General features: G+C 43.1%; 12 protein-coding genes, 1 other RNA gene and 1 pseudogene. 3 read left to right on the top strand and 11 right to left on the bottom strand.

From position 1 onward, the window contains the following. The first annotated feature begins 69 nt into the window (after positions 1-69). Positions 70-987 (top strand): magnesium transporter CorA family protein, encoded by a 918-nt coding sequence (locus EKM67_RS05305; RefSeq protein WP_125577987.1) that lies wholly within the window; start codon positions 70-72, stop codon positions 985-987. A gap of 233 nt (positions 988-1,220) precedes the next feature. Here EKM67_RS05305 and EKM67_RS05300 read toward each other — a convergent pair whose 3' ends face one another. The 4 genes from EKM67_RS05300 to EKM67_RS05285 all read right to left on the bottom strand — a co-directional run bounded on the left by EKM67_RS05300 (position 1,221) and on the right by EKM67_RS05285 (position 4,684). Further along, positions 1,221-2,360, bottom strand: a complete 1,140-nt coding sequence (locus EKM67_RS05300) for a THUMP domain-containing class I SAM-dependent RNA methyltransferase (RefSeq protein WP_125577986.1) — start codon at positions 2,358-2,360, stop codon at positions 1,221-1,223. Positions 2,361-2,452: 92 nt separating this feature from the next. Beyond that, positions 2,453-2,808, bottom strand: an RNA gene (gene rnpB / locus EKM67_RS05295) — RNase P RNA component class B. Positions 2,809-2,827: 19 nt separating this feature from the next. Continuing rightward, positions 2,828-3,310, bottom strand: a complete 483-nt coding sequence (gpsB, locus tag EKM67_RS05290) for a cell division regulator GpsB (protein ID WP_125577985.1) — start codon at positions 3,308-3,310, stop codon at positions 2,828-2,830. Between the two features lie 804 nt (positions 3,311-4,114). Next, a complete protein-coding gene (locus EKM67_RS05285; protein WP_125577984.1) occupies positions 4,115-4,684 on the bottom strand; it encodes a DUF1273 domain-containing protein in 570 nt (189 codons plus the stop codon). 68 nt (positions 4,685-4,752) lie between these two features. Here EKM67_RS05285 and recU point away from each other — a divergent pair, with 68 nt between their 5' ends. Together recU and EKM67_RS05275 are read left to right on the top strand one after the other, a co-directional pair. Further along, positions 4,753-5,409, top strand: coding sequence for a Holliday junction resolvase RecU (recU, locus tag EKM67_RS05280; protein ID WP_125577983.1), 657 nt, complete (start codon positions 4,753-4,755; stop codon positions 5,407-5,409). Continuing rightward, positions 5,396-7,654, top strand: a pseudogene (locus EKM67_RS05275) (PBP1A family penicillin-binding protein). The gene recU and the pseudogene EKM67_RS05275 overlap by 14 nt, the downstream one beginning before the upstream one ends. Before the next feature lie 85 nt (positions 7,655-7,739). Here the strand turns inward: EKM67_RS05275 and nth are convergent. The 7 genes from nth to EKM67_RS05240 all read right to left on the bottom strand — a co-directional run bounded on the left by nth (position 7,740) and on the right by EKM67_RS05240 (position 21,281). After that, positions 7,740-8,399: an endonuclease III gene (gene nth, locus EKM67_RS05270; RefSeq protein WP_318531160.1), complete on the bottom strand. Its 660-nt coding sequence runs from the start codon at positions 8,397-8,399 to the stop codon at positions 7,740-7,742. 16 nt (positions 8,400-8,415) lie between these two features. Continuing rightward, positions 8,416-9,036 carry a DnaD domain-containing protein gene (locus EKM67_RS05265; protein ID WP_125577982.1) on the bottom strand — a complete coding sequence of 207 codons (621 nt, stop codon included), beginning with the start codon at positions 9,034-9,036 and terminating at the stop codon, positions 8,416-8,418. A 93-nt stretch (positions 9,037-9,129) separates the two neighbouring features. Continuing rightward, a complete protein-coding gene (asnS, locus tag EKM67_RS05260; RefSeq protein WP_125577980.1) occupies positions 9,130-10,428 on the bottom strand; it encodes an asparagine--tRNA ligase in 1,299 nt (432 codons plus the stop codon). Positions 10,429-10,443: 15 nt separating this feature from the next. Then, entirely contained in the window at positions 10,444-10,920 is a 477-nt protein-coding gene (locus tag EKM67_RS05255) for a cell wall elongation regulator TseB-like domain-containing protein (protein WP_125577979.1), read from the bottom strand. 78 nt (positions 10,921-10,998) lie between these two features. Next, on the bottom strand, positions 10,999-13,752 hold the full coding sequence (locus EKM67_RS05250; RefSeq protein ID WP_164506575.1) for a helicase C-terminal domain-containing protein: 2,754 nt from the start codon (positions 13,750-13,752) through the stop codon (positions 10,999-11,001). Between the two features lie 223 nt (positions 13,753-13,975). Continuing rightward, on the bottom strand, positions 13,976-17,719 hold the full coding sequence (addA, locus tag EKM67_RS05245) for a helicase-exonuclease AddAB subunit AddA (RefSeq protein WP_125577975.1): 3,744 nt from the start codon (positions 17,717-17,719) through the stop codon (positions 13,976-13,978). Next, positions 17,712-21,281, bottom strand: coding sequence for a PD-(D/E)XK nuclease family protein (locus EKM67_RS05240; RefSeq protein ID WP_125577973.1), 3,570 nt, complete (start codon positions 21,279-21,281; stop codon positions 17,712-17,714). Before EKM67_RS05240 ends, addA begins: the two co-directional genes overlap by 8 nt. Positions 21,282-22,207 lie beyond the last annotated feature (926 nt).

Here is a 22,207-nt window from a genome sequence, read left to right as displayed (position 1 = left end):
CCTTTAACTTGTTTATTCCTGCGGGTTGTCTTACGCTTAATTCATTGATAGTTTCTGGAGGAATTTAATGTGATCAGAGTCAACCCATATACGCAAGCAAACAATCAAGTCATCGAGGTCACCAGCATGGATGATCAGGACCGCCAAGATTTAAAAGCAAATTATCATCTGACTGATAAATTTCTCGCCTATGCTGCTGATCCAGTCGAACGTGCCCGAGTCGAATACAACGAATTCACCGAAACCTGGATCATTGTTTATAATGTCCCGTTGGCAGTGACCGGTGAAACGCATCACGTGATTCAACCGGTGAGCTTGATCATTCATCATAATCAGTTGATCGTGTTTGTCACTGAACGGACGAAATTTATTCTTAAAGAAGTCACCTCACTCACTAATCAGGATCAAACTCAAGGCGTGTGGGATTCCGTACTCGACCTTTTATACCAAGTCACGACGGATTATTTTGACTATATTCAGCAAATGAGCGAAGTTCGCGCGCATATCGAGGAACATTTACACCATCACAGTAGTTCGAAGCAGATTTTTGCACTGGCCGATCTCAGTAAAAATCAAACCTACTTTCTAACCGGTGCCAATGGAAATCTGGTTGCGATTTCCCAGCTGCGTTTTCAGATCGATCAAGGTAATCGCTTGAAGTTGGACCAACAAACCAGCGCCCATTTAGCCGAAATTGAAATTGAAGCGCGCCAAGCCCAAGAAATGTTGGAACTGAACACAGACATGGTCGATAAAATTTCCAACACCTATAACAATTTATTGAATAATAATTTAAATAATGTTATGAAAATCCTAACGATTTATTCAGTGGTGCTCATGATCCCACCGATTATTTTTGGCTTTTACGGAATGAACACCTATCTACCCTTCGCGGAACAAAACTGGGGCTGGATCTTTTCGATTGTGATCACGATCATTCCCAGCGTCTTCATTATCTACAAGTTGAAGCATGATCATTTCTTGTAGCTTGGTAGGTGGTTTGGATTAGACTGGAATTAACGGCTCATTCTTTTTGTAGAATTAGTGCAGTCTGTGGATAGACCCTGCTTTTGTGGTTTGGATTAAACTGGAACGAACGACTCGTTCTTTTTGTAGAGTTAGTTCTGGTTGTAAACTTAGTCAGTCTGTGGGAAGACACCTTTCATTTTAGTTAGCGCATAAAAATGCCGACATCTTTGAGTTTAGGTGTCGGCATTTTTTTATTCGTGTTTTTTGTAATTTGGTTTGCCCCAGAATTGGAAGAGGTCTGTGCGGAGATAACCGTTGTAGAGCTTGCGGCGTTTAGTTGCCTGCTGACCATAGAAACGCTCGAATTCCATGTCGCTGGTTAAAATATACTTGCTCCAAGTGGTTAGAGAATTGAAGGCTTTACCCAAATCACGATAGATTTCGCGTGCCTTGTGTTCATCTTCAAGTCGTTTACCATAAGGTGGATTAGCAACGATAATGCCATTTTGCAGATCCGTTTTGAAATCTTTGACAGCCAATTGCTTGAACGTTATATCGTGTAACACGCCGGCATTGTTGGCATTGACTTTAGCAAGGTCGATCATGCTTTGATCAATATCATTAGCCATGATCGTCAATTCAATATCGTTTTTAATAGCTGCTTGGGCTTCTTCACGAGCTTCAGTTAACCACGTCGGATCAAAACTAGCAAATTGTTCAAAGGCAAAATGACGTTTGATCCCAGGTGCGATATTTCGTGCCTTTAGCGCCGCTTCGATGGCAATGGTACCCGAACCAGTCATGGGGTCTAAAAATGGATCATTGGCACGATAAGGCGTCAATGCAATCAATCCAGCAGCGAAGTTCTCTTTCAAAGGTGCTTCACCATGATCGACCCGGTAGCCCCGCTTAAATAAACTGTCACCGGTCGTATCGATCAGGATCTCCGCACGATCTTTGAGCAGACGAACGTCAATTTTAGTTGTCGCACCTGTTTCTGGTAATCGTGTGTGACGATGGTAAAAGTCTTGCAACCGCGAAACAATTGCTTTTTTAGTAATCGACTGAACGTCGGGAACGCTGTGCAACTTAGATTTAACCGAGCGACCTGTTACTGGAAAATGAGCGTCCATCGCCAAATAATTTTCCCAAGGAATGGCGTTAACCTGGTCGAACAAGGCGGTGAAATCTTCGGCTTGGAAAGAATCGACGACGATCATGACCCGATCGGCAACTCTTAACCATAGATTGGCCTTGATAATATCGCGCTCGTCACCAGTGAAATCGATGCGACCATTCTCGGAATGCGTTTTAAATCCTAATGCCTTCAATTCGGTGTTGACTACGGACTCGAATCCCGCCGCCACTGTCGCAATTAATTGATATTCCATTTCTTACTCCTCTAAAAGTATAATTAATGCATTAAAGCTATATATGTAAAAAGGGTTGCGACAAAATGTCTCAACCCTCTGCCTTGGTAAATTTCTGTAAGCCACGTTTTGTTCCGATTGAAACTAGGCAATTTCAATCATCAGTAATCATCTATCTGCTACCGCTCCTACTTTAGGTTCATTTGCCGCCGTAGGACTCCCCTACCAAAATTTGGGTTGCTCGCTCGCGGGGTTTACCCGTTCCATTCATTCGCTTTCGCAAATGACTCGTCTCTGTGGCACCTTCAAGCCATAACCATGATCAAAAGATTGTAGGTCATTGGGCTGCCGTTACTTACAAGAAGTACCTTAGCTTATTGGGCTAAGCGCGAACACTACAAGCATCTCAGCTTGTGCGAGCGTGGACTTTCCTCAGCCGATTCAAGACCGACCGCGATTACTCGAAATTTACCAATTACGATCAAATTTTAGAACCGATTCAACCAAGAATTATCATCTGGTTGATCAGTTGATTTTGGTGCTGCCTTCGGTGTATTTTCGTAAGTCGAAGTGATCGTTGGTCGACTCTCTGTTGAATGATTCGCAGGTTTGTTGGCAATGATCTCGGCTTCTTTCTCACCGAAAACATGACGCTCCAAATTACTGAGACGTCGCAAAATATCATAATTCGTTGTATTTTGCATCACGTTATTGGCAGAGCCAGTCACAGCAGTTGGTGCTGGACTAGGTTGCGTCGATGATTCGTCAACTTTTTGCACTAAACGTTGATTATCAGTCTCTAACGTCTTGATTCGATTATTAAAAGCTTCGTAATCCTGGATGACTTTGTCGAGAAATGGATCGACCTCGGCGGAATCATAACCACGATATTTCTGCTTAAAATCTTTGTTTACGATATCTTCTGGTGTGAAGTTAACCGTAAGCTCGCGTGTATCTTCTGATTTATCCATATCATCAGCACCTCATTAAACTTTTAACGCGTTAAACTTAGTATACCAAAAAGTCATGAAAATGCAAAAGGTCCTAACATTAAATTTCTGATAACTTTGTGGATGTGAGGATTATTCAGCGTGTCAAAAGATTCGTAGACTACCTTCGGTCGTGGCTGCGTGGGGCAAGTGACTGACTACTGTGGGGACGGTTCCAGGCTTTCCCCCAAGTTCTGGGGAAAGTCTTCCACCTCGATTTCGAGCTTTTTCTCAGTCGCAAACCCGGCTCCTGATAAAAATCTCGAAATACGCCCCTGCTGTAAGCGACGATGGCCCTGTCGCAACACGAGTTTCACAGTGTCGTCACTTACCCCACGCAGCCGCGACCTAAACTGGAATTAGTTTAGCGGTGAACTGAGAAGAACTGGGTTCGCAGGAATGATTTGATTTCAACGCCGATTGCTTTGTTGCGAGAAATATGATCACATTGGATATTTTGCCACCAAATATTTATGTTGCTCATAAAAACTTTGTACGGGAGAAAGACCAGTTCAGAATCCAACTCTGTTCACTAGAATAGACCCACAGAATTTGCGGAAGAGAATGAACAGCACACTGTGATAATGGACTTAGCGACAGATTCATCGTCGCTTAGAGCATGGGAAATTCGGAGATCTTGCAGGTTTTTGCAAGAGCTCCAAATTTAGGGGGAAGAATTTCCGGTCTTTGGAAATCCTGAAGCCGTCCCCACGAGTGTGCTGTTCATTCTCTGCAGCAAATTCAAGCCGCAGTTACACACAAAATGTATTTTCGCGTTCTTAATTTTTATTCTTCTTCATTCTTCAATTGCTCATTCAAATTCTCCGCGTCATCCTGCAATTCATAGAAGTCGATCAGTTGCAATTGATACTTCGGATCGCGCTCCGTTTTTTGTTGCAGAAATTCATAATCATATTTAGGCTTGCCCGGAGATTCAGGATCATAGATCAACAGTGCGCCATCTGTATGCTCGCCCATAAAAGTCTGGTAATTTTTTAATTGACTGGGATTCTGATAAGGATGATTAGAAACTTTGCTGGTAAAATCGGCCTGAGCCAAAATCTGGGTCAGTTTACCTTGATTTTTTTCATTCCATTGCTGGCCAAACTGATCGAATGGTAACATCACTGCAACTTTCAATTCTGGAAAGTCTGCCTTCAATTCGGTTGCAACCTCGACGCCCCACTGTTCAACGCCAAGTTGCGCGCCGGTGATCACCCATTCTAGGCCATCTTCCAAATAAACGCGCAAGGCATTCTTCAGCGAATATTTAATGACCTTCAATTTCGGGTCGTCATCTTGATAAACATTCAATTCGTAACCACGATATCCAGTTAACCAAAGTCTTCTTAACATAATATCAACCTTTCTGATGAGTTAATTAACCGTCGATTTGGTATAATGTGGGCATGGAGTGTGAAGTAATGACAGTTAACTATCCAGATGGTCGCCAATTCTTGCGTAAACCGGACGATCAACTTCAGTCTAACATAAAGCCACATCATCGTGACAGTGTCATTTTTGGCGGTCGGGGGATGTCGCTTGAGGAGACAATTAATACAAGCAATGATTATTATCGGATCCAAAATAAGGCCGTGATCTACAAAAAGCCGACGCCGATTCAAATCGTCAAAGTCGACTATCCGCAACGTAGTCAGGCCGTCATTCGTGAGGCTTATTTTCGCAACGCATCAACAACGGATTACAATGGCGTTTATCAGGGTTATTATTTAGACTTTGAAGCCAAGGAGACGACGAATAAAGCCTCCTTCCCTTTAAAAAATTTCCATCAACATCAAGTCGATCATTTTCAAAACTGTTTGGCGCAACAAGGTATCTGTTTCACGATCATGCGTTTTTCAAGTTTAGAGCGTTATTTTGTCACGCCGGCTTCGTTGTTGATCAATTATTGGTCGCAACAAAGTCAGGGTCGTAAATCCATCCCGCTTAAAACGATCATCGAAACTGGCTATGAAGTCAAAGCTGGCTTCCGCCCCGCTTTAGATTATCTTGAAGCAGTGGATCAGCTGATTGCAAAAACAAATCTTAAAAATTTAGGTGAAAATCATGGCTCAAAATAATATGACCAGAGAATCAAGAATGGCCCGCCAACAAAAAGGCAACTCACCCGCCAAGAATTCAAAAAAGAAAGGGCCAAAGCGCAAGAAGCCGATTTGGCGACGCATCGTAAAATGGGGCTTGTTAGCCATTCTTGCCGTGTTTTTATTCGGTGGCGGTTTATTTGCTTATTATGTGAAAGATACGCCAGAATTAAAAGCGTCGAAATTAACCAGTGGTGGCGCAACCGTCTTTCTGGCTAGTGATGGGACGCAAATCACACGCTTAGGTGAAAACCGGACGAATTTAACCAGCACTGAAATTCCGCAACAGTTAAAAGATGCCGTCGTTTCCATTGAGGATCGGCGTTTCTATGATGAACCATTTGGGATCGACCCGATCCGAATTGTTTCTGCAACCGCCTATAATGTGACGCATCGCAACTCAACGCCTCAAGGTGGGAGTACTTTGACCCAACAGCTGATCAAACTCGCCTACTTTTCAACGGCTGCGTCTGATCAAACGCTGCGGCGCAAAGCACAAGAAGCTTGGCTCGCCGTTCAGACTGAGCGTAAATATTCAAAAGAACAAATCTTGGAATATTATATCAATATGGTCTTCATGGCCAACGGCACCTATGGCATGGGCACAGCGGCACAATATTATTACGGAAAATCGGCCAAGGATCTGACGCTGGCACAGACCGCTTTGCTCGCGGGTATTCCTAACGCCCCTTCTAATTATGACCCCTATGCGCATCCTGAGGCGGCTAAAACGCGTCGCGATCTCGTGATCAATGCCATGCTTCGCAACAAAAAAATTACCTCGGCTGAGGCACAAGCGGCCATCAATACGCCGATCACATCTGGTATGAAAGCCAAATCGGCCCAATCAACTTCTGAGGACAATGCTTTGATCGCCGATGGTTATATCCAAGAAGTGATCAAAGCCGTCAAGAAGAAGGGTTACAACCCCTACCAAGATAATTTAACCGTTAAAACAACATTGAATTTGTCCGTCCAGAAGAAAGCCTATGATTTAGTCAACGGAACCGACGTCACTTTTCCAGATGATAAAATTCAAACCGGGATCACGATCATGAATCCTAATTCCGGTGCTGTGGTCGCAATGGTTGGGAATCGTAAAGTGGGTAACGTGCAGATGGCACTGAATCACGCCACCCAGACGACTCGCAGTAACGGTTCAACAATGAAACCTATTTTAGATTATGGTCCAGCAATCGAATATTTAAACTGGTCGACTGGTCAAGAAGTTGATGATTCCAAATATACCTATCCTGGAACAGACATTCAGCTTTATGACTGGGATCATCAATATTGGGGTAAAATGACCATGCGCTATGCTTTGGCGCAATCACGTAATGTTCCTGCAGTTCGCACCCTGGAATAAGTCGGTCTGACTAAAGCCAGTCAATTTGCTAATAATTTGGGCATTACATTACCTGATGACGCTGGATTATCTAGTGGGATCGGTTCTGGCGTTTCAAGTTTACAAATGGCGGCTGCCTACAGTAGTTTCTCAAACGGTGGTACTTATTATTCACCACAATATATCACTCAGATCACAACCGCCGACAATATCAAACACGATTATGATCAAGCAACTGGTAAGCAAGTCATGAAGAGCTCAACGGCCTACATGATCACCGATATGCTTAAAGATGTCATTAGTTCAGGTACAGGGACGCGCGCGCAGATCACAGGCCTCTATCAAGCTGGTAAAACCGGAACGACTGATTATTCCGATGCCGAATTAGAAAAGAATTCGGCGCTGAGTAACACGGTCAAAGATTCTTGGTTTGCCGGTTACACCAAACATTATTCGATCGCAATTTGGTTAGGTTACGATAAATCTAATGAGAATGGCATTGTCGGGACGAATCAATCGATTCCTTCCCGACTGTATCGCTATTTAATGAGTGATTTAAGCGAGAATGTCAGCAATTCAGATTGGTCGAAACCAAGTTCTGTTGTGCAAAGAGGTAGCGAATTATATCTTCGTGGTTATGCGCCTGCCGAAGAAGAATCTAGTTCGAGTTCATCAAGCTCCGAATCTAGCTCGAGTTCATCGAGCAGTTCAGAATCGAGTAGCTCGGAATTATCGAGTTCGTCGAGTTCGATCATCGAATCATCAAGCTCAAGCATTATTGAATCGAGTTCATCTAGCGTTAGTCAACCCGAGGAAAGCTCGTCATCAACACCCAGCACACCATCAACGAGTAGTTCGGTTCCAAGTGGCACTCAATAATAAGTACCCGCTTTAATTTAAAATAACCGCAATAAAAACGTGTCGTTCAATTTTTATCTTGAACGACACGTTTTTATTGTGGTTATTAATTTTGGGATTGAACATACTGCTGCCCAAATGCACAAATTTTAAGCAATGGACAAGTCACACACTTTGGACTTCGAGCCGAACAAACTTCCCGACCGAAATAGATCATCGCATGATGGCCATCGATCCATTCTGATTGAGGCAGTGCGCGGGTGATGTTTTTTTCAATCTGTAGCACCGAATCTTTCTCTTTGGCAATCTTCAAACGTTTGGCAATACGAGTTATGTGCGTGTCCACTGCGAAAGCCGGAACGCCAAACGCATCACCGAGAATGACACTGGCAGATTTACGCCCGATTCCTGGCAACGACGTTAATTCCGCCATCGTTTTAGGGATTTCACCGTTAAAATCGGCCACTAATTTCTGCGAAAGCGCGACGATATGTTTGGCCTTGTTATGATATAAGCCAATTGACTTAATATATGGTTCTACCTCTTCAGGCGTCAGAGTCGCAAAGGCAGCCGGATCGGGAAAAGTCTGAAACAACGTTGGCGTAACTTTATTAACAGAAACATCTGTGGCTTGAGCACTCAGCAGCACACTCACGGCGATTTGAAATGGCGTCCGCGCATCTAAACTCGGTCGTGCGTTAGAAAATAGTTGCATAATTTCCTCGACTGCCCATTTCGTCTGACTTTGATTCAGCATAACCATCATCTTCGATCCTCAAACATTATTGAAATTTTGATTTATAGCGTTGCAGATCGGCTGCGTTTTTGATGTGACGTTTCTGCCAATCTAACAAAATGCGATCGATATATTTAAATGAGCGCGCGTCATTCAAGACGGCTTCACGCAAGGCCAAGCGAATGATTTCGGACGAGAAATGATCGCGATTCAGCCACCCATCGACCGTTTCCATTTCGATGGGTGAAAGTGTTCGCCCAAATTCGACTTCCACTTCTTGATAAAGCTTGGTGACGTCGGCCTGTTCCTCTTGGAACTCCGCCACGTTTTGCTGATCCTCTTGCAGGCCAGACAACCGTTCAAAAAACGGTGCCACATCATATTGATCGATATGTTGATCGTGATCGACATAAGTGGTCACCGCAATAAAACTTTTTTGTGTCATCGCTTGTAGTGCTTGATAAACCTCGCTGACTGGATGCTTGACCACAGCCGCGAGTTCAGCTGGACTCGGGAATTTCTCCCCTTGTTGACTGAATTTAATGATTTGTAGAAAAATTGCCAACTGCGCATCAGACATGCCGAGCTCGGCATAGTGATCCAAAATCAAGTTGGCAATTACCGTTTGTGGTGTCCCGACCAAATCATTAAAAGTAAGTTTAGTCATCTCATCACAGATCCTTTTCAGAACATCGAGTCATTTCGTAAGCCTTACTAAAACCGTGACTCAGACACATTTTAGCAAGCAGAAGCTTTTTGCCTATGGATAGATCCGGTTGATCATCCGTGGGAATGGAATGGCTTCACGCAAATGATCTAACTGACAGATCCAAGTAATGGCACGTTCTAAACCAAGGCCAAAACCAGAATGAGGCGTGCTGCCATAACGGCGCAGATCCAAATACCATTCATAATCTTTCTCGTCTAATCCAGCGGCCTGAATTCTTTCTCTCAAGGCGTCGAAATCAGTTTCGCGTTCAGAACCCCCGATAATCTCACCGTAGCCTTCTGGGGCTAATAAATCGGCACAGAGGTAAACATCGTCACGCGTTGGATGTGGCTTCATGTAAAATGGCTTGATTGCTTTCGGATAGTTGAGCACAAAGACAGGCTGTTCAAATTGATCAGAAATATAAGTCTCATCTGGTGCACCGAAATCAGCGCCCCATTGAATATCAGATCCATTGTCTTGCAACATCTTAATGGCTTCATCGTAGCTGATACGTGGGTAAGGTAATTTCGTATATTTCTTCAACGTTTCGATGTCGCGATCCAATAATTGTAGTGGATAGGCGCAATTGTCGATGACGCTTTGAACTAAGTAAGCAATATAACGTTCCTGGACTTGTAAACTTTCTTCTTGAGTTGTGAAGGCCATTTCGGGTTCGATCATCCAGAATTCAGTCAAATGACGACGCGTCTTAGATTTCTCGGCGCGGAAAGTTGGTCCGAATGAGAAGACCTTACCGAAAGCTTGGGCGCCCGCTTCCATATAAAGTTGGCCACTTTGACTCAAATAAGCATCATTGTCGAAATATTCGATGTGGAATAATTCGGTAGTGCCTTCTGGTGCAGAACCGGTCAAAATTGGTGGATCGATCTTGATAAAGCCTTCTTGATTGAAGAACTCATAAGTTGCCCGGATCATTTCGTTGCGGACCTGCATGATTGCAAATGGCCGTTTCGAACGCAACCACAGATGACGCTCATCGAGTAAGAAATCGATGCCGTGTTCCTTCGGTGTGATCGGATAACCTTCGCTTTCACCGACTAATTCGAGATCACTCACTTCGATTTCGTAACCGAAATGTGAGCGGTCATCACGATGGATCACGCCCGTCACATAAAAGCTACTCTCCTGGTGTAATCCCTTGGCTAATTCAAAGACTTCTTCTGAGACTTCGCTTTTAACGACCACCCCTTGGAAAAAGGCACTCCCATCACGGAGTTGTAAAAAGGAAATCTTCCCACTTGAGCGTTTATCGGTTAACCAAACCCCGATTTTAACTTCTTCATCGACATGATCTTTCGCATCGATAATTCGAATTTTTTGTACCATTTAATTTGCCCCTCACTATAAATTATCAATCGCGCTGATTTGTTTGCCATTATGGAAATCGAGTAAAACATAGCTCAGTTTACCGTTGGTGTTTTTCATCGAAATTTCCCACACCGGTTGTCCTTGATTCAGACCTAAGTTAATGCCATAAATCTTTTGAATGCGATAATTTTTCTTAACCGCCGCAGTCACTTCAGATTTCGTAAAGGCATTCTTACCAGCGTAAATCTTAATTTTACCGTTCTTGCCATTGATCACCACATATTTGAGCTGATCATTCTGATCACGCCCTGCAACCGTGTAATAAGTTTGCTTGCGGTTATAGGTCATAAAGTCAGTAATTTCAGTCAAATCGGCAGCCTTTGTTGCAATTCTTTCACTTTGTTGCTGCACACTTATTTTCGGCATGGCGGCCACCAAGTAAACGCCAACCAATAATAAGATGGCAGCAATGATCCCAACAATAATTCCGCGTTTATGGTTGCGTGCCATTTATTGTGCTCCTTTAACTGATCTTGTCTTTTATTATAGCAAAAGAATCGTAGGTTGAAAGTTTTCCAGTAAATTTTTTTAATCAGCGAAAAAATCTTGAATGTGATGCCCCAATTGTTGATTGGGCAGAATCAATTTCGGTAACTTTTCCGGAAAAGCCTGTTGAACTTGCGCCGCGTAGGAACTGTTGATCACGCGCTCGTCTAACATTAACACAATTCCCCGATCGGTTTCCGTCCGGATCAATCGTCCGAACCCTTGTTTTAATTTGAGGATCGCTTTAGGCAGCGTATCCGCCGTAAATGGCGAAATATTTTGGGCCTTCAACAAGCTACTCCGATAATGAGTCGTCGGATTCTTCGGCGATTCAAACGGAATGCGGGTGATGATCAAGAGCGATAACTGTTCACCAGGAAAATCGATCCCTTCCCAGAAACTTTGTGAGCCTAACAAGATCGCATCTTTGGCTAAGCGGAAACGTTTGGCAATTTTATCGTTGCTACCCGTGATCCCCTGGGCCATCACTTCACGTTTAAAGCCGAGAACCTGTTGCAAACGAACATAAACGTTTTTAATACTGGCCAGCGAATTGAATAGGATCAAGGTCTGCCGATCGGTTTGCTTAAGGACTGGCAAAATCGTGTTGACGATCCAATTATCATAATCCGCACCGTTTTCACTAGGCGAATAAGTTTCTTGCGGTAACAATAATTCGGCCTTCTCTTGATAAAGAAATGGTGAATTTAAGCGAAGACTATGGACTTGTTCAGGCTTCAAGTCCAGTTGATTCAAGAAGTAGGAGAAATCACGACCAACTGCCAAAGAGGCCCCCGTATAAACCTGTAACGGAAATTGTTTGTCGATTGCTTGACGAAGGGCTTCGTGTGACTTTGCTAACCAATTCAGCTCATAATTAATGCCATCATCATCTAAGTCCAAATAAAAGCCATACTGCTTAAATTCGCGGTCTTGTAAATGATCGACAGCTTCCAATAAATGGGTCTGTAATTGCTCTAGCTTATTGTTATGGAAAATCAATTCCATCACTTTTTGAGATGAATTCGGGCGTAATTCTTCCTGGCCGATCGTCGCTTCTAGCGATTCAACCGCGTCTAAATAACGATCTAAATTGCTGATCACATGATTTAAAGCCCGCAAAAGTCCAGTTTGATGGTGCAAAAAGTCTTCGGTTTGCAGATAAACAGTTTCGCGAATAAAATTCTGTTGCGCCAACAATAAAATTTGATCGTTTAAATCATGCGTCCGTTTGATCGTTTCGGTTAACAATAATTGACATGACAATAAATCAGGTTGAATCCGTTCGAGCGCCGGTTCCGCATCGTAATTATCTTGAAGCGAACGAATGAGTTCAATGATCTGATTCAAGCGATTGTGCAGGCGCATGACCGAAAAATAGCCATGGGAACTATGAGTCAGATCTTCGGCGAAGTGTTGAGCTTCATCGATCACTAGAACGTTTTGCTCAGGGGTGAAATCTTTGATGTGCTGCGCGAGATAGGCATTATTCGTGATCACAATTTGTGCATTGGCAGCATCTGAAACAATTTTGTGCCAGAAATCGACTTGATAATACCGACTGCTTGGCACTAACGTCGGTAAATGATTGATGCTCTGGAAAAATTCCGTTTCATAATTGGTGATCTGCAATTCATCCAGATCGCCGGTTTGCGTTTGCGTCAACCAAATGATGATCCGCATTTCATTAATGGCAGTCCCACGATTTTTGGCGCCATGCCGCAAATAAGCAGCCAATCGATCAAAGTCAAGATAGTGACTCGCGCTCTTGAGTAAGGCAACTTTGAAATTTAAATCGCGCAAATGATTCAATAACGGAACGGCTTGACGAAAAAGTTGGGTTTGTAAAACCGTTGTGGAGGTCGTCACCACTAAACGCCGCCGGTTTGCACCTGTCAGCGTGTAGGAAAGTGGTAGTAAATAGCCCAAAGATTTCCCGACCCCAGTTGGCGCCTCGATCACGAGTTTATTGGGTTCGCCTTGATCCTGATATTGATGAATAAAATCCATCATGGCAAATTGAGTGGCTCGCGGTTTGATTTTTTGACCGAATTGTTGCCGTTTGTCCGCATCACTGATTGGGTAATGATCATTTGCATGGATGATTGTTGAACTGTCATCACTTCTGCTGCAGCGTAAAACAAATTCACCGACCTGCTGTAAATAACTCGGTAATTCTTGAGTCGCTTTTTGACGGAGCGCTTGTTCGAAGACTTCGCCGGTTTGTCGGCTCAAATAACGACTTAGTTGAACCATTTGTTGCAAAACCGGACGAGGTAATTGTTCGATTTGTTTCAGCAATAATAGAAAAATCTTCGCTGTTGCAATCGCATCACTATCTGCCTGATGAGGATGCTTGTGCACAATATTTAAAAAAGTGCTTAAATCTTTTAGACGATAACTAGCCGCCTGGGGCAACATAATCTGTGCCAACTCAACGGTATCAAGCGCAATCGGATCGATGGCCTCTAAACCCACGTTTTCAAAAGCTTCATTCAAAAAAGGTAAATCAAAATTCACGTTATGTGCAATGAAAATCTTGTCGATCAAAAGTTGATGCAGCGCTGGTGCCACTTCATCAAACGTCGGCGCCGTTTTCAGGCTAGCCTCACGAATTCCAGTCAAAGCCAGCACCTCACGCGGCACCGACCGTTCAGGATTGATCGTGATCGAAATATGTTCAATAATTTGATTGTCTTCAATCAAGGCACAACCAAACTGAATGATCTTGTTCCCAGCATGCCGCTGAGTACCAGTCGTCTCTAAATCAACAACAGCAAAACTCCGATCAGACAAAGATAACGCTCCTTTTATATCAAGTTGTGAGCAAGCACGGGTTGGCTTTGAGCATTAACCTGTAAAACACTTGAATCCTGCTTTTGGATTCAAATGTTTTACAAGTTAAGCGGAAAAGACAGTGCTTGCGAACACGATTATGTTGTGAGAGCTTACGCAGACAGTCAGCTCGAACACGTTTATGTTGTGGCCCACCAAGGTTTGATCCCCAGCACCGGCTCCCCTATAATTCTACCAATCTATTTGCACTTAGGAAATATAAATATTTATGTGTCACAGGTCGTTGCAACATATTACTCAGCGCTTCTTCATAAAGGTTGAGTTGACCGCGATATTTATCGATCAAAAGTTGTAATTGCGACTCGGTTTCTTTGCGAGGATCAAGATGATCGGTTTTATAATCAAATAAAATCAATTCATCATCGTTTAAAACATACCCGTCCATAATACCATGAACTAATAGATTTTGTATTTCCGGTTCGTCGGGCATGGCAAAGATGGCTTGCGCTGGGATTAGCAGTGAAAAAGCAACCTCGCGATAGATTTTATTTTGGGGATCTTGCAGCATTTGGCCTAAAGACGATTGGAAAAAATTGATGACAGAATTCAAATCGATTTTCGCAGCCACTTCTGGCAAAATCAATTGCTGCAAAGTCAGCCCCTTGATCAAACTGGTCAAATAAGTTTGATCGACGAATTGGTGCAGATCGATCCGCTGCAACAATAAATGCGTTGCCGTCCCCACTTGCGCACCGGTTATCTGCTGTTGCTCGGTTAAAAAGGTGGGTTTAGGAAAATCATCCGCAAAGATACGGCTTTTATCTGATTGCAGGCTTTGTGGTTGCGGATTTTCATCGGTGGATCTTCCAGCAACGGTCAATGGCAAAAAGCTCAGCTGGAACTGATCTGGATCGGCGAAAGCCTGTTTGATTTCCGATACCGACTGATAAGCCGTCGTTTTCGTGGCCGTCTGATATGGATATTGGAAATTAAGCAATTGTTGGATCGTCGATTTTAATTTTTCATCTAACGGTGTTAACGGTGCACTATTTTCCTGAATCACGGGTGTGTCATTCTCGGTTGTGAGCAAGTCGGCTTGATGATACAGCTTGATGTTAAAGCTGGCCTCAGTTTTAAGCGGCGTGCTTGGTGATTCGTTGTCAGCCGTTCCCGCAATTTTTAGCGTGCTTGCGCGCAACAAAGCTGGCATGATCAGCTGTAGAAAATCTTGAATTTGGCTAGGTTGTCGTAGATTTGTGGGCAATAAAACCGAACGATGCTCATCGATCAATTGATAATTAGCCACCATTTTGGGCCAATTTTCAACTTGCCCCACCAGAATTAATTTCTGCTTGGCACGAGTCAAGGCAACATATAGAAGCCTCATTTCTTCGGCAATCGTGGCTTGTTGACGCTGACGACGGATGAAATTATCAATCAGTGTGGGATATTTCAGACGTTTATCGAAATCAATATATTTGATGCCAGCACCAAATTTGCCGTCGAGGACGATTTTATCCTTGCGCACCGAATCTAGATTGAAATGATGATCGAGGTTTAAGACGAAAACAATCGGAAATTCCAGGCCTTTGCTGCCGTGGATCGTCATTAATTGAACGGCATCCTCGCCACCAGAACCAACTTGCGCTTGTGCCAAATCTTGGTCATGATCTTGCATTTCCTTAATGAAACTAATGAATTGATACAGGCCTTTAAAACTAGTCTGCTCATAACTGAAAGCACGTTGGTATAACGCGTGCAGATTTAATGAGCGCTGTAAACCACCAGGCATGCCACCAACATAATCCAAATAACCAGTCTGTTGATAAATTTCCCAAACTAGCTCGGCAATACTGTGTTGAACGGCAAAATTGCGCAAATGTTCTAGCAACGCTAAGAAATCTTGAACGTGGAGTTGTAAAACTTTATTTTCTGATCGTGCTGAAAGCTGTAATGCTGCGTAAAAATTAACTGTTTTATTAACCCCACGAATTTCTGCGAGGTCATTTTCATCGAAGTGGCCGATCGGCGAACGTAAAACGGTAACTAACGGAATATCTTGTTCCGGATTATTAATGAGCTCCAATAAAGCAAGCATCACCTGAATCTCTGTGGTTTGAAAATAATCGTTGGCATCCTTAACGTAAATTGGCACATGTTGTTGCTGCATCTCACTGATCACGGCAAAATTGTCGCCACGTGTGGGCACCAGAATCGCAATGTCTCGATAGCTGATTTTTTTCGGAGTTGCTTCATGACGATCATAAACCTGATAAGATTCTTGGAATAGCTGCTTGATTCGGTTTACCAGAATTTTGATCCGTGCCTCAGCCTTACCGATTTCCGCAGTTTTGACTTGATCAGCCTGGTTGATCGGTGCGTCGGTGGCTGTCGGTTTACTTTCATACAACAAGATTTCCGTGGTCGTTTCCAAGTCAGTCGGATAATCTTGCGCACCGGTGACGAGTTGCGCATCCTGATCGTAATCCAATTCGGCTAAGTCATGATTCATGAATTGTTTAAATAGAAAGTTAGTGCTCTCGTTAATATTGGCCGTTGAGCGGAAATTTTCGGCCAAGACGATTCGTTCGCCGGGATTATCGTCGGCTTTGAATTGCTGATACTTTTCTAAAAATTTGCTGGGATCGGCTTGGCGGAAACCATAAATCGATTGTTTGACATCCCCGACCATAAACATATTTCCTGGTTCTACTTGTGCCACCGCACGCAGAATCGCTTCTTGCAACGGGTTAATATCTTGGTACTCATCAACCAAAACTTCGTGGAAGAATTGACGATAATAAGTTTGAACGGGTTTGCGATCAGCCTGCTCAAAATTCAATAAGGCAAAAGTCAGCTGTTCCAAATCGTTAAAGTCTAAAGATTTAAGTCGACGTTTGTCCTGAGCGTAATTGGCCATGAATTCTTTAGTTGCTGCCACGAGCGTTGCCATGATCTTGCCCGCACGTTTCTGCGTCTCAACTAAGACGTCTTCTGGTGCAAAGAAATATTGGTCTAACAGCTCCTGATAAGTTGCCTTGGTTAGATCTAACTGCTGTTTGAAATCCTGGCGCGCTTCTAATTCATCGACATAACTTTTCCCTTTTGCTACGAATCGCGCTGGAAATTCGATTTGTTTTAAGGCGGCATCAATTTGGCTGAAAGTGAGTTGGTCTGATTGAATCAGACTATCCATACATTCCAAATCTTGCGTAAACAAATCGGCCAACCGATTTTTCGCATCGGTGATTTGCGGTAGCATATCGAGTAGTTGCTGGAAGTCACGACGTAACTGTGTCAGCTGCTCAAAAATTGCGGGACGAATCTGTTGTTGGAAATATGGACTCGAAGCTAGATCCGTCGTGATCTGATAAGAAGCCATGATTTCGTCTAGCCAATCGTTGGTATTGGGTCTGGTGATGGCAAACGCGTATAACTGAAACACGGCATCTTGCAATCCTTGATCAGAACGGTCGCTACCGAATTGTTCTGCCAAAGCAAAAAAGTCTTCGTCTTGTTGATCATAATGACGATCACGTAAATTGGCCCAAGTTTGTTCCTTCAACAATTCGCGCTCGGTATTATCTGTCAACAAGCGAAAATTCGGATCTAAATCTAGTAAATAATAAAACTTCTGGATCACTTTCAAACAGAATGCGTGCAAGGTACTGATTTGGGCTGTGGCTAATAAATTTAATTGTTGTCTCAGTTGCTGCATCGTTTCACGGTCGGTCGCCTGACTGACTTCTTCATTCAGTGACACGCGGACTCGATCGCGCATTTCGGCCGCGGCGGCATCCGTAAAGGTCACGACTAATAATGAATCGAGATCGACACCTTGCAACACTTCTTTGATGATTCGTTCAACTAAGACGGTTGTTTTGCCAGATCCAGCAGATGCTGAAACTAGAATATCATGGCCGTGATGATCAATGGCCGCTTGCTGTTGTGCCGTAAAATTAGTCATCTGCTGGTTCACCGTCCTTTTGAGTTAAAGTCTCAATAATTGTTTTCTTGTCCAGACTTGGCAATAAACGATACTGATTTTCTGGCAACATGGCATCAAACATCATGATCGATTTATAATCGGTATATTTCAGACCGGTTTCTTGATCGCTCAACTTGTAAGGCGCGATCCGCAACTTTCCAGAAAAAATTTCTTCGGCCGCCGCCACTAATAATTGCCGATTCCGCGCTAATAAGAGTTCTAATTCTGGTTCGGTGACGCCTTGCGTTTCCTTGGTGAGTTTGAAGCCACTTTTTTTAGTGTAGGCAATCGGATAAAGCAACGAATTTTGTTCAATTGCTTGCGGATCAATGCTTGCTAGATACTCAGGGAAAGCTTGATCGATCAATAAACCCTTATAACGATGTTCCTTCACAATTTCGTTAACAACATCTATATCGGCAGTATAGGTTAACGGTTTATCGGCAATGTGCAAATAGAATGCCCCAATTGGCTCTGCATTATCCAGTGTGAGCTGATGACGATTATCCGCGACCGTTTGTAGGTAAGTCAGTAACTGCAGCGAGAGGCCATAATAAGCCCTCGTAAAGTCAAACTTCTTATCACCAGATTTATAATCAATAATTTGATAAACAGGTGTTTGATTTAATTCACCGATGTCGATGCGATCGATTTTCCCACGAACAGAGAGTTTCTTCTGGTCGTCCAGCTCAAACTCCAATCCGGGAATGCCGGTTTTACCATCGATCAAGCCAAATTGAACCTCAGTTCGATATGGCTTCAAGATAGTGTGTGCCGCCTGTTCCGTCAATACCGAAGTCATAAACGCACTGGTCTTACCAAGCTGGCGCCGATAATAATGCATCTGGCCAGGACCAGTCAGGATTTGATACGTATTTTGTGCAAATAATTCCGCTGTGATTCGTTGATTGATCTCAGTTAGCTTTTCTGGCGTCAATTCCGCCGGGGTCAAATTTTCGGCCGCCAGTATTTTAACGAAGTGATCCAGATAATCATGGAAAAATGTCCCCGTGTTTGCACTGTCGACGGTATATTGATCGCGAGTATGCAACTTGAGCCCAAATTTCAAGAAATAATCATAAGGATTCATGTAGAAATTTTCGAGTTGAGAAACCGAACTAAACAAATGCTGACCATATAAGGTGTCCACATGTGCCGACGTTAATTGCGCGGGTATATTTTGATAATCGAGACTGGCCAGGATGCCTTGATAAAATTCGCCGTGTTCTGGATCGGCAGCTAAGTCTTGAGCCACCCATTGCCAAGATTGTGGTAAAGATTCACGCAAACTCTTCTGATGTTGCGCCAACAACAGTAATGGCCCGAGCACGCCCTGTTTAGAGGCAGCAAAGTCCAATATTCGACTCTCCGCTTCCGGGAAATCATGATATTTTGTTGGCACTAAATGGAAAAAGGTTTGAATACGCTCCACATATGGCGACAATTTATTATCAGCGTGACCATCACTATGTTTCGGATAAGAAAAAATCAGGCGTTGTTGACTGCTCAAAAAAACCGCGCCGTATTTTAACGGCTGGTCTGTGGCTTGTAGATTGGCGGTCTCCCCTAGTTGCAAAGGCCGCTGTTGGTCAAGCAAGTATTGATTAATCACGCGCCGTTCTTGGTCGTCGATCAATCTTGCTTGTTGGGTTTGACCGGGGATGTTTTCGCGAGTGGCGCCTAACAGAATGGTGATTTGATGACCCTGGTCTTGGATCATCCCAACGTTTGAAACTAACACGGCATCCAAAGTCGCGGGAATTTGCGAAAACTCGGTATTATTGAAACCGGCGTTCAGCAAGTCGCTGAAGACAGTCAGGTCGAATTCTTGCTCGCCCCAAATAGTGACGTAATCGTCGAGCAGATTAATAAACGCCTGATAAGTTTGTTGAGGCTCTTGTGCCAAAGACAAGTCACCCTCGTCAGTCGCCACTTTCTGCCAATCTTTTAAGCGGTCAATTACGCGATGGCTTCGCAAAAATTCATATAAATAACCGGCAAATTCACCAGCAGAACCCACGTCTTCGACCAGTTTCAACCAAGGTTTAAAAATAGCGATGATAAATTGATGTAGGCCTTCAATGGCGGCCATTTTTTTAGTTTGCTCGGCGGTTAATTCTGGCAAAGATTCAGGGTCTTGATGCGAATAGGGTCCTTGAACTGTCCATGCGCGTTCCTTCAGCCAAGTTTTACCGCGGATGCCGAACGCAATCGCGTAATTTTCCAACCAATCGAGTTCTTGCCGGAATTCGGTTAAGTTCGTTTCTTCCGGCAGCAATAATTCCGTTCGCAATAAAATCAGCAGATCTTCGAGTCGTAATGGATTCTGGGTGATAGCTAATAAAGATTTGACAAATAAAACAAACGGATGGTTAGCCATTGGCATTTGTTGGTCACTAAAATACGGGATCTCATTTTGGGTGAATAAAGCGGAAATGGTGGCGGCATAATTGGGCACGTTATTGGCCAGCACCAAAAAATCACGATAGCGATAATCTTGTAAGGCAACTAATTGACGAATGTAATTAGCAACCGCGCGCACCTCACTGGTTAGAGAATCCGCCTCCCAAATTTGAACATCCTGTTTGATTTCCGGGACTATTTCTGCCGTGATCAGATTGCCATTGGTGGAATCGATCCAATAATTCTCCACCTGTTGTAAGGCAATACTCGTCCGTTTGGCCGTCACAGGCAGCCAATTCTCTTGCGGAATTTGTTGAAGCGAATCATAGCCAAGTTGGCGCAAAGTTCTCAATGAATTGGTGAAATAATAGGTTTCTGAAGTTGGTTGCTCACGTAATTGAGGATCTAAGTATAATGTTAAATAAATCGTTGCGCCCTGCTGGTTGAATTTTTGAATCAAGGCTAATTGTTGTTGGTTAAATTCAGGAAAGCCTAATAAATAAATGTGGAATCCGGAAAAGTCGCGTTGATCGACCTGCGCTAATAAATAAGCCATCAACTCTTCGTTACTCGTGAACTTGTCGGCAATTTCGGCTTGATATTTTTCAAAAATAAACGATAATTCAGTCAGCTTGTCTACCGTTGAGCCAACCACTTGTTGAGTCGTGGCTAATTGATCGACGAGTTCCTTAAGGTCCGCGACGGTGAAGTTGCCTTGCATTAACTCGGTCAATTGCGCGCCCAGTTGCTCTAAGAAACCGATGCGGCGACTCTCACCATAAAAAAGTGGCAAATCTTGGCGATGTCGTTGCAAGAGATCACTCAAAAACATGGCCTGCGCTGCGTCAGACAATTGGGGTTGTTGGTAGTGTGGATCGTCACGGAGAAAATACCATAGCAAGCGCGAAAACGATAGGATCTGCAAGCGACTGCTTGCGATGATCCCCTTGGTAGCTAACTCTGGATGATAATCAGCCAGCTTAGTCAAAATTTGGACTTCGCTGTTAAATTTAATATGATTCGGGACTAAACAAATAAACTGCTGATTTAGTTGGGCAGTGTAATCATCACTGATCTGCTTAAAAAGCTGCGCAGAGACATCATCTTGCTGTTTACCTACAATAAATTTCATGACCATTTGCACATCGCTCCTTGGTTAATATTTTAGCATATTTAGCTTTGGAAAATACTGCAGCTTGTTATTTTTTGGGATGGAAACTGTGGTGAACAGCTCAGTCGTTTTTTAGAATTAGTTCAGCGTGATCAAAGATGCCTTCTCTTTAGCCTAGACTAAAAAACATGCGCTTAACTCCTAGGTGATGTATTTCAGCCGAATAAATATTTGAGCTTTCAGCTTTTCTTGAACGACTTATTATTGATTGGTAATGAAAATCAAATAATTAACATATCTGCTGTAAAATAAAAAGTCCACGCAACGGTTACTTCAGGTTGCGTGGACTTTATAGTCCAACGATTGAAATGAAATCTCAATAACTGTAAAATATTTCAATCAATATTTTACAGTTGTCTGGCATTAGACACAATTTGGAAAAAAGGAACTGCATCAGTAGATGTCAGTCTCTTGAACATAACGCTTGGACAATAATCATTTGTGTTTATTCCGATGAAACAAATCATCTCTCCAAAAAAATAGAAGACTTGAAACAGTGACAATATCGAGTATTCCAACAAGATAACCTAAGAACCGATTTTGTGGGGTAAACAGGAAAGAAATACTCATACTTGTTATTAAGATCGTAAGTCCAGAGAAAATTAGCCAAGCCTGCTGGTGTTTTGATTTTCTAAATACACCAATTAATACTAATCCACTTGATATCAAGCTTAATGTGATCACTAAATATGCTGGCATAATATTACGACCACGTAGTTCCCAAATATGCAGCAGCATAGGTCACATAAATAGCAACCGGAGCTGATGATATTGAAACAGGATCACTACTATCATTAACACTTGCGGCGACAGTCGATATTGTTGGATGGATGTAGTATGAATCTATGGACACGATTTAGTATAATGCCATTATAGGAAGGATCGTGTTCTGA

Source organism: Lapidilactobacillus mulanensis (assembly GCF_003946215.1).
GTDB classification, from domain to species: domain Bacteria; phylum Bacillota; class Bacilli; order Lactobacillales; family Lactobacillaceae; genus Lapidilactobacillus; species Lapidilactobacillus mulanensis.
The sequence above is the reverse complement of the archived record's forward strand: the minus strand, read 5'-3'. Positions and strand labels throughout refer to the sequence as shown.

Bases quoted from the DNA above. Each gene is read 5' to 3' on its own strand.
- gpsB (WP_125577985.1), bottom strand. From the start codon at position 3,310: ATGGATAAATCAGAAGATACACGCGAGCTTACGGTTAACTTCACACCA.
- EKM67_RS05255 (WP_125577979.1), bottom strand. From the start codon at position 10,920: ATGGCACGCAACCATAAACGCGGAATTATTGTTGGGATCATTGCTGCC.
- EKM67_RS05265 (WP_125577982.1), bottom strand. From the start codon at position 9,036: ATGACTAAACTTACTTTTAATGATTTGGTCGGGACACCACAAACGGTA.
- addA (WP_125577975.1), bottom strand. From the start codon at position 17,719: ATGACTAATTTTACGGCACAACAGCAAGCGGCCATTGATCATCACGGC.
- EKM67_RS05300 (WP_125577986.1), bottom strand. From the start codon at position 2,360: ATGGAATATCAATTAATTGCGACAGTGGCGGCGGGATTCGAGTCCGTA.
- EKM67_RS05240 (WP_125577973.1), bottom strand. From the start codon at position 21,281: ATGGTCATGAAATTTATTGTAGGTAAACAGCAAGATGATGTCTCTGCG.
- EKM67_RS05285 (WP_125577984.1), bottom strand. From the start codon at position 4,684: ATGTTAAGAAGACTTTGGTTAACTGGATATCGTGGTTACGAATTGAAT.
- recU (WP_125577983.1), top strand. From the start codon at position 4,753: ATGACAGTTAACTATCCAGATGGTCGCCAATTCTTGCGTAAACCGGAC.
- asnS (WP_125577980.1), bottom strand. From the start codon at position 10,428: ATGGTACAAAAAATTCGAATTATCGATGCGAAAGATCATGTCGATGAA.
- nth (WP_318531160.1), bottom strand. From the start codon at position 8,399: ATGATGGTTATGCTGAATCAAAGTCAGACGAAATGGGCAGTCGAGGAA.